The organism is Campylobacter concisus (assembly GCF_002914195.1).
Taxonomy (GTDB): Bacteria; Campylobacterota; Campylobacteria; order Campylobacterales; family Campylobacteraceae; genus Campylobacter_A; species Campylobacter_A concisus_M.
Map to the genome: position 1 here is coordinate 38,939 of NZ_PPAU01000090.1, position 12,560 is coordinate 51,498.

At 37.9% G+C, this 12,560-nt stretch carries 16 protein-coding genes; 15 read left to right on the forward strand and 1 reads right to left on the reverse strand.

What is annotated here, in order from left to right; all coding sequences use genetic code 11:
- Position 1 precedes the first annotated feature (1 nt).
- Positions 2 to 1,075, reverse strand: a complete 1,074-nt coding sequence (flhB, locus tag CYP28_RS02390; protein WP_103593352.1) for a flagellar biosynthesis protein FlhB — start codon at positions 1,073 to 1,075, stop codon at positions 2 to 4.
- 132 nt (positions 1,076 to 1,207) lie between these two features.
- On the opposite strand from flhB, the gene CYP28_RS02395 reads away from it, so the two are divergent.
- From CYP28_RS02395 to atpG, 15 genes are all read left to right on the forward strand, one after another.
- The gene (locus CYP28_RS02395) at positions 1,208 to 2,170 is read left to right on the forward strand and encodes a hypothetical protein (RefSeq protein ID WP_103592952.1); all 963 of its coding nucleotides are present in this window, start codon (positions 1,208 to 1,210) and stop codon (positions 2,168 to 2,170) included.
- A gap of 108 nt (positions 2,171 to 2,278) precedes the next feature.
- The gene (gene rplU, locus CYP28_RS02400) at positions 2,279 to 2,593 is read left to right on the forward strand and encodes a 50S ribosomal protein L21 (protein ID WP_103592953.1); all 315 of its coding nucleotides are present in this window, start codon (positions 2,279 to 2,281) and stop codon (positions 2,591 to 2,593) included.
- Between the two features lie 11 nt (positions 2,594 to 2,604).
- Positions 2,605 to 2,862, forward strand: coding sequence for a 50S ribosomal protein L27 (gene rpmA, locus CYP28_RS02405; protein WP_002942569.1), 258 nt, complete (start codon positions 2,605 to 2,607; stop codon positions 2,860 to 2,862).
- A gap of 224 nt (positions 2,863 to 3,086) precedes the next feature.
- Entirely contained in the window at positions 3,087 to 4,145 is a 1,059-nt protein-coding gene (gene obgE, locus CYP28_RS02410; RefSeq protein ID WP_103592954.1) for a GTPase ObgE, read from the forward strand.
- A 46-nt stretch (positions 4,146 to 4,191) separates the two neighbouring features.
- Positions 4,192 to 4,527, forward strand: a complete 336-nt coding sequence (locus tag CYP28_RS02415) for a GDP-mannose dehydrogenase (protein WP_103592955.1) — start codon at positions 4,192 to 4,194, stop codon at positions 4,525 to 4,527.
- A 16-nt stretch (positions 4,528 to 4,543) separates the two neighbouring features.
- Positions 4,544 to 5,449 carry a methionyl-tRNA formyltransferase gene (gene fmt / locus CYP28_RS02420; RefSeq protein WP_103592956.1) on the forward strand — a complete coding sequence of 302 codons (906 nt, stop codon included), beginning with the start codon at positions 4,544 to 4,546 and terminating at the stop codon, positions 5,447 to 5,449.
- A gap of 25 nt (positions 5,450 to 5,474) precedes the next feature.
- A complete protein-coding gene (thiD, locus tag CYP28_RS02425) occupies positions 5,475 to 6,263 on the forward strand; it encodes a bifunctional hydroxymethylpyrimidine kinase/phosphomethylpyrimidine kinase (protein WP_103592957.1) in 789 nt (262 codons plus the stop codon).
- A gap of 1 nt (position 6,264) precedes the next feature.
- Positions 6,265 to 6,900: a biotin--[acetyl-CoA-carboxylase] ligase gene (locus CYP28_RS02430; RefSeq protein WP_103592958.1), complete on the forward strand. Its 636-nt coding sequence runs from the start codon at positions 6,265 to 6,267 to the stop codon at positions 6,898 to 6,900.
- Complete coding sequence (locus CYP28_RS02435; protein WP_021090449.1) at positions 6,897 to 7,679, forward strand: ParA family protein; 783 nt, start codon at positions 6,897 to 6,899, stop codon at positions 7,677 to 7,679. Before CYP28_RS02430 ends, CYP28_RS02435 begins: the two co-directional genes overlap by 4 nt.
- Before the next feature lie 15 nt (positions 7,680 to 7,694).
- Positions 7,695 to 8,555: a ParB/RepB/Spo0J family partition protein gene (locus tag CYP28_RS02440; RefSeq protein ID WP_103592959.1), complete on the forward strand. Its 861-nt coding sequence runs from the start codon at positions 7,695 to 7,697 to the stop codon at positions 8,553 to 8,555.
- A 95-nt stretch (positions 8,556 to 8,650) separates the two neighbouring features.
- The gene (locus tag CYP28_RS02445) at positions 8,651 to 9,073 is read left to right on the forward strand and encodes a FoF1 ATP synthase subunit B' (protein ID WP_103592960.1); all 423 of its coding nucleotides are present in this window, start codon (positions 8,651 to 8,653) and stop codon (positions 9,071 to 9,073) included.
- Between the two features lie 9 nt (positions 9,074 to 9,082).
- A complete protein-coding gene (locus CYP28_RS02450) occupies positions 9,083 to 9,595 on the forward strand; it encodes a F0F1 ATP synthase subunit B (RefSeq protein WP_103592961.1) in 513 nt (170 codons plus the stop codon).
- Positions 9,595 to 10,125: a F0F1 ATP synthase subunit delta gene (locus tag CYP28_RS02455; protein WP_103592962.1), complete on the forward strand. Its 531-nt coding sequence runs from the start codon at positions 9,595 to 9,597 to the stop codon at positions 10,123 to 10,125. The genes CYP28_RS02450 and CYP28_RS02455 overlap by 1 nt, the downstream gene beginning before the upstream one ends.
- A 14-nt stretch (positions 10,126 to 10,139) precedes the next feature.
- Positions 10,140 to 11,657, forward strand: a complete 1,518-nt coding sequence (gene atpA / locus CYP28_RS02460) for a F0F1 ATP synthase subunit alpha (RefSeq protein ID WP_009294343.1) — start codon at positions 10,140 to 10,142, stop codon at positions 11,655 to 11,657.
- Between the two features lie 9 nt (positions 11,658 to 11,666).
- Positions 11,667 to 12,554, forward strand: a complete 888-nt coding sequence (atpG, locus tag CYP28_RS02465; protein WP_002939426.1) for an ATP synthase F1 subunit gamma — start codon at positions 11,667 to 11,669, stop codon at positions 12,552 to 12,554.
- The last annotated feature ends 6 nt before the right edge of the window (positions 12,555 to 12,560 follow it).

Consider the following 12,560-nt stretch of genomic DNA (forward strand, 5'->3'; position numbering starts at 1 on the left):
ATCAAAGCTTATCTTTAAATTTTTGTTTATTGCTCATATAAACGAAGCTTAGCACCTCGGCTACGGCTCTAAAAAGATGTGCTGGTATCGTATCATCGACTTCACAAATTTTATAAAGCTCTCTTGCGAGTGGTGGATTTTCATAAATTTGCACACCATTTTCAACGGCTATTTTTTTGATTTGCAGTGCTAAAAAATCAACACCTTTGGCAAGTATTATCGGTGCCTCGTCGCGGCTTTTATCATATCTTATCGCCACGGCGTAGTGAGTAGGGTTTGTGATGACTACGTCAGCTTGTGGGATATTTTGCATCATTCGACGCTTGGCTGCACGCATTTGCGCTTGACGAATTCTGCCTTTTACCTGAGGATCTCCTTCCATTTGCTTATACTCATCTTTTATCTCTTGCTTGCTCATACGAAGGTCTTTAAAATATTGAAAACGCACGATGAGAAGGTCAATAAGTCCGATTACAAAAAGGATAAAAAGCATGACACTAACAAGGATGATGAGCTTTTCTTTTAGCCAAGCAAGCTGATCAAACATAGAAAAAAAGAGAGTGTGTGGTAGTTCCTTTATAAATTGCAAGAAAAAATAAAATCCAACTCCAAAGACGATACTAACTTTTAGCACGATTTTAATGCTGTCTATCACTTTTTTCATCGAGAATAAATTTTTTAGTCCCTTTAGTGGATTTATCTTGCCAAAATTTGGCATTATAGGCTTTGTGGTAAAGATAAATCCAAACTGCATTACATTTGCGATTACACCAGCGATCGCCACACAGATACAAACTGGAAGTATCATAAGAAGCGACCTTGCAAAGGTATTTAAGACTATCATTTTTACAGTTGGCAAGGTAAGTGGCTGACCGATAAATTTTGAATAGTATATATAAAGTGAGATGATCTGTTCTTTCATAAAATTTAGCATCGCAAGTAGTACGCCAATAGCAATGACAAGGGTCACGAACCCAGCTAGGTCCTGACTTTTGGGAACGTTGCCGTCTTTTTTGGCATCTTCTATCTTTTTGGGGGTCGCTTCTTCGGTTTTTTCCTGATCTTCGCCTGCCATCTTTATCCTAAGGGTGCTTAAATTTGGGGCGATTATAGCCAAAATACGGTTAAACTATCCGCTAAAGCCACCTTTTGCACGTGGAAAATTAGGCCTTTTTGGCTAGAATTAGCAAAAATAAGGAAACGCAAAATGTCATTTTTAGAAGACTTGCTTAATATTTTCAAAACCAAAGAACTACCAAAAAGCGATGAAGAGCTACTTTTAGACGAGTATGCAAGCATTTACGCCCAGATAAAAGAGAAAAATTTAAACGAATATGACTTTTTATGTGAGCTCATACGATTACTCTCTTTTTCAAGAGCTAGAGACTACGACTTTTATCTTGAAAAATGCCTAGCTGAAGGCGACGCCGAGGCACTAAATGATCTCATTTTTCAATATGCTAAGCTAAATTTACTCCCAGGATGTAGCGGTGGATACGATCAGTGTGAGAGACTAATACCGGCATTTTTTGCTATCGCTTGTGGTGACACAGATAGTATGGCAAGCATCTTTCCAAAAGGTCTGCCATCAAGTAAAAACGGCTATAAATTTCTATGCGTCATGCACGATTTGCTCACGGCGATACTTTGGCAGGATGAAAATTTACTTGCCCCAGCTCTAGAAAAAGCTCATACTTTTGCGCAGTCAAAAAAGCCATCAAACGAAAGAGAGGCAGTTAAATTTGTGCTGGCTTTGCATGAAAAAGATACGGCTGCCATCAGCGAGCATTTGCAGAAATTTTGCTCCACATTTGGCAGGACAGATGCGCCTAAATTTGAAAAAAGGCTTTATATTTTCGCACACGGACTTCACGCCTTAGCGCGCTACTTTTTGCCATTTGATCTTTTTAAAGAGATAAAGCTTCCAAAGAATGAAAATTTTAGTAATTTTTACGCACAAAGGCTCTTTCAAGAAGAAATTCCTAAGCCAAAACTTTATTTTACTTTTCCACCCGAGCTTGAACTGATAAATGTGATCTTAAGCGCTCCAGTAGCCAAGACGCTGATATATCAGCCACATTTGCCAAGTGACAAAACGTTTTTCTTAGATCACACATCTATGATAAGAAATTTAGCTGATGAGATCATAAGATCAGGGGCATTAAAGTAGAATTTATAAACTTTTAGCTAACATTCACACCTTACAACCAACAAAGCTCCATAAATCTTTTGCAAAAAAAGTGCTTTTTGGTCTTACCAAATTTTAGAAAGGTAGAGTATGTCAAAATACGCTATATTTAAGCATGGCGGTAAGCAATATCGTGTTAGCGAGGGCGAGTACCTTAAACTAGATCACTTTAGTGCTGAAGCTAAATCAACCGTTGAGATTACAGAAGTTTTGGCTGTAAATGACGGCGAAGTAAAGGTAGGTGTGCCATTTGTGAAGGGTGCAAAAGTTGTTCTTGAGGTCGTTAATGAAGGCAAAGACAAAAAAGTAGTTATCTACAAAAAACGCAGACGTAAAGACTCAAAACTAAAACGCGGCTTTAGAAGACAATTTACACGTGTAAAAGTCGTAAGTATCGCAGCTTAAGGAGATAAGATATGGCACACAAAAAAGGTCAAGGTTCAACCCAAAATAACCGTGATAGTATCGGACGCCGATTAGGTGTTAAGAAATTTGGTGGTGAGTTCGTTCGTGCTGGAAATATAATCATCCGCCAAAGAGGAACAGCAACTCACGCTGGAAATAACGTAGGTCTTGGCAAAGATCACACAATTTTTGCATTAGTCGATGGCTTTGTAAAATTTGAAAGACTTGATAAAAACAGAAAAAAAGTATCTGTTTATCCAGCTGCATAATCTCAGGGGCAATCGCCCCTTTCTTTCTTAAAATTATTCAAAAATCAAAATTTTTATTTAGTGTTTAGAATTTTTCAAATAGCTGTTTGAGAGAAATTTTAAATCAATCACAACTCTATATTTCGAGCTTCATGGTGTTTATATTTGCTTTATTTTAATCAAGATATCACGATTTAATTTCAGTAAAGTTGGATATAATCCAAATAAAAAATTTAAGGTAAAAAATGTTTATAGATAGTGCAAGATTGACTCTAAGTTCGGGGCATGGTGGAGCTGGAGCTGTGAGTTTTCGCCGTGAAAAACACGTCATTTTAGGTGGTCCTGATGGCGGAGATGGCGGAGATGGCGGAGATGTTTATTTTGTTTGTGACAACAATACCCATACTTTAGCAAATTATAAGGGTAAAAGAGCCATGAAGGCTGGCAATGGTGAAGCTGGCATGGGCAAGCGAATGACTGGCAAAAAGGGCGAAAATTTAGAACTCATAGTCCCTCCTGGCACAGCTGTTTATGACGCACAGACAAATGAACTACTCTGTGATATAGTTAGCGAGGGTCAAAAGACGCTATTTTTAAAGGGTGGTAAAGGTGGACTCGGAAATTTTCACTTTAAAAGCTCTATCAACCAAGCTCCAGAATATGCACAAAAAGGTATGCCAGAAGAGAGCATAGAGGTCAGGCTCGAGCTAAAGCTCATTGCTGATGTTGGTTTAGTGGGCTTTCCAAATGTTGGTAAATCAACGCTTATTTCAACAGTATCAAACGCCAAACCACAGATCGCAAACTACGAATTTACAACGCTTACGCCAAAGCTTGGCCTTGTTGAGGTCGATGAGTTTAGTGGCTTTGTCATGGCTGACATTCCTGGTATTATCGAGGGGGCGAGCGATGGACGCGGTTTGGGCGTTAAATTTCTAAAACATATCGAGCGAAATAAAATTTTACTTTTCATGATAGACGGAGCAAACTATAGAGGTATGAGCGAGCAGTTTAGTGTGCTAAAAGAAGAAGTCGCTAAATTTTCAAGCGTACTTGCTAGCAGGGACTATGCTATCGCTATCACCAGAGTCGATGCGGCGGAAAATTTAGATGAAAATATAAAAGAATTTATGAAATTTTTAAAGCTAAAACCAGAGCAAAACGGTAAATTTATCTACAAACAAGATTTACTAAGCTTTGATCATTTAAAGCCATATTTTATTTTGCCGATCTCATCAGCGACAAACGAGAACATCGACGAGCTTAAATTCGCACTTCTTGAGCTACTTAAAAATGAGCTTTGAGTTGCGACTTTTTAGTGCTTTGGGCATAGATTTTTAAGAGTATAAAATGAAGAAAATTTTTTACATTATGATATTTTGTCTTGGTGTATATAGCTGTGATCCAGTGGATCCGGCGTATATGTTTTTGGATTACAATGATATAGATCGTGACGGCATGCTAAATTTAGATGAGTGGACGTCCTGCAAAGTGCCATCAGCGCTAAAAATAGCACCAGATCTATGCACTAGTGAGGAATTTAAGAGGCTGGATCTTGATCGTAGTGGCAAAGTTAGCATTAATGAGCTAGGAAGTTTGATATTTCAAAAGATTGACTGGCAAGAAGATCCATGCGCCTCTTGGCTGACTGGCAGTAAAAACGTAGATCAAAATAAAAGTCGTTGAAATTTAAAGGAAAGTAATGAATGTAGTTTTTATGGGGACGCCTGATTATGCTGTTAGGATACTTAGGCATTTAAAAGAAGCTGGCTTTAACATAAAAGCGGTCTTTACCCAGCCTGATAAGCCAGTTGGCAGAAAGCAAATTTTAACCCCAAGCGAGGTTAAAATTTACGCGCAAAGTGAGCTAGTAGGCGTGCCAGTCTTTACGCCAAATACGCTAAAAGATGAGGCGGTGGTTGCCGAGCTAAAGGCATTTGAGCCTAAATTTATCGTAGTGGCAGCTTATGGCAAAATTTTGCCTGGGAGTGTGCTTGACGTGGCGCCTTGCATAAATTTGCACGCCTCGATCTTGCCAAAATATAGAGGTGCTAGCCCTATACAAAGCGCGATCTTAGCAGGCGAGAAGCAAACTGGCGTCACAGCTATGCTAATGGACGCTGGGCTTGACACTGGCGATATGCTGGACTTCATCTACACACCTTGCGAAAACAAGATGTCAAGCGAGCTTTTTAGTGAGCTAGGCGAGCTTGGCGGTGAGCTAATCGTAAAAGTGCTTAAAAATTTTGAAAATTTAAAACCACAAAAGCAAGATGACGCACAAGCTACGCACTGCAAAAAGATAAGCAAGGGCGACGGGCTTTTTAGCTTTGATGAAGATGCGGGGCAAATTTATAATAAATTTCGTGCGCTCACACCCTGGCCGGGGATTTTTTTGGCAAGTGGACTAAAAATTTTATCGCTTGAACTAAGTGAAAAAAGTGGTGAAAGTAGAGAAATTTTAAGCATAGAAAAGGACCATGTCGTAGTTGCTTGCAAGGGCGGGGCGGTTAAAATTTACGAGCTTCAAGAGCCAAGTAAAAAGCCAACAAACGCAAAAGCATATATAAATGGCAAGCGTCTTAGTGTTGGTGACAAGATAGATTAATAATCAAAAATTTATAGGAGAATTTATGAAAAATGCGTTAAGTATAGCAGGTGTTGATCCAAGCGGTGGAGCTGGAGTTTTAGCTGACATAAAGGTCTTTATAGCACACGGCGTATATGCGATGGGGGCGATCACGGCGGTCACTGCTCAAAATACAAAGGGTATCTTTGGCATGCAACTAGTTGAGCCAAAGCTCATCGAGGATCAGATCAAGGCGATATTTGATGATATAAGAGTTGATGTGATAAAAATAGGCGTTGTCCCAAGCGTTGAGATCATCAAAAGCGTCGCAAAAACGCTAAGAGAGATCAAAAATTTACCACTAGTCGTGCTTGATCCAGTTATGAGCTGTAAAAATGGCGACATCTGGCTAGAGGGTGCTGCAAAAGACGCGATCGTGGAGGAGCTTTTCCCACTTGCAAGCGTGATCACGCCAAATATTTTTGAAGCGCGCGAAATTTTAAAGCATGAGCTAAAAGGCGAGAGCGAGCTAAAAGAGGCTTGCAAGGATCTTTTGAAATTTGGTACAAAAAGCGTCTATCTAAAATGTGGCGAACTTAATGGCAAGTCGCTTGATATATTTTATGATGGCAGTGAATATGAAATTTTTAGTGATGAGCGCATAAAAACTACCGCAACTCACGGCTCAGGCTGCTCGCTATCAAGCGCTATCGCTTCAAATTTAGCAAATGGCCAAAGCCTAAAAGAGAGCGTAAAAAATGCGCATGATTATATCTTTAACGCTATCAAAAACGCGGTTATCATCGGCGGCGGACAAAATCCGGTAAATCACTTCTATAAATTTAAGGTGTGATTTGAAGGTTGAGTTTTTTCAAAGTCTGCCTTCGACGCAGGAATTTTTGATAGACGCCCTAAAAAACGGCGAGATAAAAGCTCCGTATATGGTTGTAGCGTATAATCAAACCAAAGGCATCGGCAGCCGTGGCAACAGCTGGGAGGGGCTTGGCGGAAATTTATTCATGTCATTTTGCATAAGTGAAGATGAGCTACCAAGCGACATACCTCCCCCATCGATCTCGATATATTTTTCTATGCTGATGCGTGAGGTCTTGAGCGAACTTGGCTCAAAGTGCTGGTTAAAATGGCCAAATGATTTTTACGTAGATGATCGCAAAATAGGCGGCACTTTAACAAATAAAGTGGATGAAATTTATATCTGTGGCATGGGGATAAATTTAACGATTGCGCCTGAAAATGCGGGCATTTTAGACATAAAAACTAGCGTAGATGAGCTAGTTTGGGGCTTTGTTAGCATGCTTGATAAAAAGATTTTATGGAAGCCAATTTTTAGCAAATTTAGGATAGACTTTTGCAAGTCAAAAGGTTTTATTACGCATATTGCAAATAGGGCTGTTTCGCTTCAGGATGCTGAAATTTGCGATGATGGAGCGATCTTACTAAATGGGGAAAAGGTATATTCGTTAAGATGAGCGAGATAATAACAATAGCTAACCAAAAAGGCGGCGTTGGCAAGACCACAACAGCCGTAAATTTAGCCGCATCACTGGCAGTTGCTGAGAAAAAAGTATTATTAATAGACATCGATCCACAGGCAAACGCGACAACTGGACTTGGTTTTAGCAGAAGTGACTATGAGTTTAACATCTATCACGTATTAACAGATAGAAAAAAGCTCTCGCAAATCGTATTAAAAACTGAGATCCCAACACTTTTTTTAGCTCCGTCAAATATAGGACTTGTCGGCATTGAGCAAGAATTTAACGACCAAAATAAGGACTATAAACTAATCCTTAAAAATAAAATTTCAGAAGTTGTAAACGATTATGATTTTATTATAATTGATAGTCCTCCGGCACTTGGTAGCATTACGATAAATGCTCTTAGTGCAAGTGATAGTGTTATCATCCCGATTCAGTGCGAATTTTACGCGCTTGAAGGCTTAGCGCAGATACTAAATACAGTTAAGATTATCAAAAAAACGATAAATCCAAAGCTAAATATAAAGGGCTTTTTGCCGACTATGTTTAGTTCGCAAAATAATCTCTCAAAAGAGACCATTGCAAATTTAAAACAGCATTTTGAAAATAAACTTTTTAAGAGTAAGGATAGCAAAGAGGAATTTGTGGTCGTCCCAAGAAACGTCAAACTTGCTGAAAGCCCAAGTTTTGGTAAGCCAGTCATACTTTATGATATAAAATCACCTGGCTCAATTGCGTATCAAAATTTGGCATATTGTATTTTAAACTAAAAAATAAGGAAAAAAATGGCTAAAAAAGGTGGATTAGGGCGAGGACTTAGCGCGATACTTGAAGATGTAGAGCAAGCCTACAGCAAAGAGATTGCAAATTTAAACGACTCTGAGATAGTCGAAGAGATAAATATAGATGAAATTTTACCAAACCCATACCAGCCTAGAACGCATTTTGACGAAGAAGCCTTAAAGGAGCTAAGTGCTAGCATCAAAAGGCACGGACTGATCCAGCCAATAATTGTTATCAAAAAAGATGATGGTTATATGCTAATAGCCGGTGAGCGCAGATACCGCGCCACAAAGATGCTCGGAGCAAGCAAGATAAAGGCGATCATCGCTGATATCAAGTCTCAAAATTTAAGAGAGCTTGCACTTATTGAAAATATTCAACGTGAAAATTTAAACCCAATCGAACTTGCAAAGTCGTATAAAGAGCTCATAAATGAGTATAAGATCACACAAGACGGCTTGGCAAATATTATTCATAAAAGTAGAACACAAATAACAAATACGATGAGGCTTTTACTTCTTAGTGACTACACGCAAAAACTTTTACAAGAAGATAAGCTAACGCAAGGTCACGCTAAAGTTATAGTAGGACTTAGCGCCGAAGAAGAAAAGATGGTTGTTGATACGATCATCGGTCAAAAACTAAGCGTTAGAGACACAGAAATTTTAGTAAAAAAGATAAAAAATAAGGAAGAGATAAAAGACAAAAAGCCAAAAATTTCTGAGGAAATGAGTAAAAAACTATCAAATTTACAAGAAATTTTTAAAAATTTAAAGATAAAAGCAAAAGTAAAATCTAGCAATCTAGTTTTAGAATTTAATAATATTTCACAGGTGGAAGAATTTATTGCTAGGCTAAAATAGAATTACAAATTTATTTTTATTTTTAGTAATTTATTGTAAAATCAGGCTTTAATTTGAATATTAAATAAAACTTAATGATAAAATAAGGAGAGTGGATGTTAGAAATAGATGTGCCATTGATGCTTTTAACGGCTATCGTTTTCTTGGTATTGATCGCTATTTTGAATTCCTTGCTTTATAAGCCAATGCTCAAATTTATAGATGACAGAAATGCCTCTATAAAAAATGATGAAGAGAGTACTAGTAAAAATGCAAGTGATCTAAGTGTTCATGAAAAAGAGATTGAAGAGATTATATTAAACGCAAGGACTGAGGCCAATAAAATAAGGCAAGAAGCCTTAAATTTGGCAAAAGAAGAGTCTTTAAAAGAAGTAAATGCTGTAAAAACTAGTTTAGAGGCTGATTACAATGAATTTTTAAATGCTCTAAGCTCCAAGAAAGCCAACTTAAAGGCAGATCTATCAGCTAAACTACCTGAACTTAGAGCGGCTTTAAATGCCAAGCTCTCTAAAATTTAAAGGAATTTTATGAAGATAAAAATTTTATTTTTTCTAGCACTTCCATTTCTAGCTTATGCTAGTGGGCATGGTGGAACAAACTACGATATAGTCGAGAGAACGCTAAACTTCTTACTTTTCTTTGCTATTTTGGTATATTTTGCAGCTAAGCCACTAAAAGCTCTTTATCAAAGCAGAATTGACAGGATCGCAAACAAGCTTGAAAATATACAAGAAAAACTCCGTGATTCTAAGGCCAAAAAAGATGATGCTCTAAAACGTGTTGAGGAAGCTAAACAAAATGCAAATTCCTTAATCGAAACTGTAAAAAAAGAGGCTTTAAATTTAGCTGCTAAGGTTAAAAGTGATGCTCAAAATGATATAGTAAATCTTCAAAAGAGCTACAAAGAGCAAAAAGAATTTGAAGAGCGCAAGATGACAAAAGGCGTTGTAAATGAAATTTTGAGCGACATTTTCTCAAGCGATAGCCTAAAAGTCGATCAAAAAGAGCTTGTAAATATCATACTTAAAAAGGTTAGCTAATGAATGAAGTAGTAGCTAAAAAATACGTAAAAGCGATCTTAAGCGACGTAAAATCCAATGAACTTAATGCATTTGTTGAAAATTTATCAGAGCTGGCAGCAGCTTTTGCTAGCGATAAATTTAAAAGCATTATAAGTTTGCCAACATTAAAGGCTTCACAAAAGGTTGATTTTGTACTATCTTTGGTTAAAAGTCAAGATGTCAAATTTGCAAATTTTATTAAGCTTCTTGGCGTAAATAAAAGACTGGAGCTTATCCCAGCGATCTTAAACGAGATGAAGATAGAGCAATCTTTGCTTGAAAATACATATCGTGGCGAGGTTATTGGAAATTTTGATCTAAGCGCTGATCAGTTAAAAGCTCTAGAAGAGAATTTCTCTAAGAAATTTAACTCTAAGATCAAGCTTAATGGCTCAAAGAGCGATTACAACGGCGTAAAAGTTGAGTTAGATGATTTAGGTGTCGAGGTAAATTTCTCTATAGACAGACTAAAAAGTCAAATGAGTGAATATATATTAAAAGCAATTTAAAAAGGAGTGAAAGCGTGAGTGCAAAAATTAAAGCTGACGAAATTAGCACGATAATCAAAGAGCGTATTGAAAATTTTGATTTAAGTGTTGATGTAGAAGAGACCGGTAAAGTCATCTCAGTTGCTGATGGCGTTGCTAACGTTTATGGTTTGAAAAACGTTATGGCTGGTGAGATGGTTGAGTTTGAAAGCGGCGAAAAGGGCATGGCTCTTAACCTTGAAGAGAGCAGTGTTGGTATAGTTATCCTTGGAAAAACTAGCGGTATCACAGAAGGAAGCTCTGTAAAAAGACTAAAAAAACTTCTACGTGTGCCAGTTGGCGACGCATTGATCGGCCGTGTTGTAAATTCACTAGGTGAGCCAATCGACGCAAAAGGCCCAATTGAAGCTACCGAATCTCGCTTTGTTGAAGAAAAAGCAAAAGGTATTATGGCTAGAAAGAGCGTTCATGAGCCACTTCAAACAGGTATTAAAGCGATCGATGCACTTGTGCCAATCGGTAGAGGACAAAGAGAGCTAATCATTGGCGACCGCCAAACCGGAAAAACAACAGTTGCTATCGATACTATCATCAACCAAAAGGGTCAAGATGTTATTTGTATCTATGTAGCTATCGGTCAAAAACAATCAACCGTTGCTCAAGTCGTTAAAAAACTTGAAGAGTACGGCGCTATGGACTACACGATAGTTGTAAATGCTGGTGCTAGTGATGCAGCTGCTCTTCAATACCTTGCTCCTTATGCTGGTGTAACAATGGGTGAATACTTTAGAGATAACTCTCGCCATGCATTAATCATCTATGATGACTTGTCAAAACACGCGGTTGCTTACCGTGAGATGTCTTTGATCTTAAGAAGACCACCAGGCCGTGAAGCTTACCCAGGCGACGTTTTCTATCTTCACTCAAGACTTCTAGAAAGAGCAAGTAAGCTAAATGACGCACTAGGTGCTGGATCTTTGACAGCTCTACCTATTATTGAGACTCAAGCAGGTGACGTTTCAGCTTATATTCCAACAAACGTTATTTCTATTACAGATGGTCAAATTTTCCTTGAAAGTGACTTATTTAACTCAGGTATCCGCCCAGCGATCAACGTTGGTCTTTCTGTTTCTCGTGTCGGTGGTGCAGCTCAGATCAAAGCTATCAAACAAGTTTCTGGTACGTTAAGACTAGACCTTGCTCAGTACCGTGAACTACAGGCGTTTGCTCAGTTTGCAAGTGACCTTGATGAGAGTTCAAGAAAACAACTAGAGCGCGGTCAAAAGATGGTTGAAGTACTAAAACAACCTCCATATTCTCCACTTCCAGTTGAGAATCAAGTAGTTATCATATTTGCTGGTGCTAAAGGTTATTTAGATGATGTTGCAACTGCAAATGTAACAAAATTTGAGGCTGAGCTATATCCATATATTGAGGCAAAATACCCTGAAATTTTTGAGCAAATCAGAACTAAAAAGGTTCTTGATAAAGAAGTAGAAGAAATTTTACATAAAGCGTTGAAAGATTTTAAAGCGACTTTTGCCGCTAACTAGGGCTAAGATATGTCAAATTTAAAAGATATAAAACGAAAGATTAAGAGCGTCCAGAATACTCAAAAGACGACGCGTGCGATGAAACTTGTCTCAACAGCAAAGCTTCGCAAAGCTGAAGAGGCTGCTCGCTACTCTAGAGTTTACGCTCTTAAGATCAATGAGGTTTTATCAGAGATAGCTTATAAGATCAATCAATATGCATCAGTTATGACTGAGAGTAAATTTTTTAACACAACAAAGAGTGTGGAAAAGGTTGATATTATATTTGTTACCGCTGATAAAGGGCTTTGCGGTGGCTTTAATGTCCAAACTATAAAGACAGTTAGGCGCATGATTGATGAGCTAAAAGCCAAAAAGATCAAGGTCAGACTAAGAGCTGTTGGTAAAAAAGGTATAGAATTTTTCAATTTTCAAGGCGTTGAACTACTTGAGACTTACGTCGGAGCTAGCTCTTCTCCTACATATGAAAAAGCTCAAAAAATCATAAAAGATGCCATCGATGACTTTACAAACGGCATAACTGATAAAGTCGTGCTAATACACAATGGTTATAAAAATATGATTTCTCAAGAGATTAGAGTAAATGATATTGTGCCCATTGAGCCGTCTAAGATAGTTGCTGTTGAGACAAATTCTTTGATGGAATTTGAACCAGAGGACAACTATACTAAGATTATGGATGAATTGCTTAATAAATATTTTGAGTATAGTATGTATTATGCTTTAGTTGACTCTTTAGCGGCTGAGCACAGCGCTAGAATGCAAGCTATGGATAATGCAACAAACAATGCTAAACAACGAGTCAAACAGTTAAATCTTGCTTACAACAAAGCAAGACAAGAGTCTATTACCACTGAGCTTATCGAGATCATCAGTGGTGTTGAATCAATGAAATAAAAGGAG

Bases quoted from the DNA above. Each gene is read 5' to 3' on its own strand.
- CYP28_RS02450 (WP_103592961.1), top strand. From the start codon at position 9,083: ATGAAGATAAAAATTTTATTTTTTCTAGCACTTCCATTTCTAGCTTAT.
- flhB (WP_103593352.1), bottom strand. From the start codon at position 1,075: ATGGCAGGCGAAGATCAGGAAAAAACCGAAGAAGCGACCCCCAAAAAG.
- atpG (WP_002939426.1), top strand. From the start codon at position 11,667: ATGTCAAATTTAAAAGATATAAAACGAAAGATTAAGAGCGTCCAGAAT.
- CYP28_RS02435 (WP_021090449.1), top strand. From the start codon at position 6,897: ATGAGCGAGATAATAACAATAGCTAACCAAAAAGGCGGCGTTGGCAAG.
- obgE (WP_103592954.1), top strand. From the start codon at position 3,087: ATGTTTATAGATAGTGCAAGATTGACTCTAAGTTCGGGGCATGGTGGA.
- CYP28_RS02415 (WP_103592955.1), top strand. From the start codon at position 4,192: ATGAAGAAAATTTTTTACATTATGATATTTTGTCTTGGTGTATATAGC.
- CYP28_RS02440 (WP_103592959.1), top strand. From the start codon at position 7,695: ATGGCTAAAAAAGGTGGATTAGGGCGAGGACTTAGCGCGATACTTGAA.
- rplU (WP_103592953.1), top strand. From the start codon at position 2,279: ATGTCAAAATACGCTATATTTAAGCATGGCGGTAAGCAATATCGTGTT.
- thiD (WP_103592957.1), top strand. From the start codon at position 5,475: ATGAAAAATGCGTTAAGTATAGCAGGTGTTGATCCAAGCGGTGGAGCT.
- CYP28_RS02445 (WP_103592960.1), top strand. From the start codon at position 8,651: ATGTTAGAAATAGATGTGCCATTGATGCTTTTAACGGCTATCGTTTTC.
- CYP28_RS02455 (WP_103592962.1), top strand. From the start codon at position 9,595: ATGAATGAAGTAGTAGCTAAAAAATACGTAAAAGCGATCTTAAGCGAC.
- CYP28_RS02395 (WP_103592952.1), top strand. From the start codon at position 1,208: ATGTCATTTTTAGAAGACTTGCTTAATATTTTCAAAACCAAAGAACTA.
- fmt (WP_103592956.1), top strand. From the start codon at position 4,544: ATGAATGTAGTTTTTATGGGGACGCCTGATTATGCTGTTAGGATACTT.
- rpmA (WP_002942569.1), top strand. From the start codon at position 2,605: ATGGCACACAAAAAAGGTCAAGGTTCAACCCAAAATAACCGTGATAGT.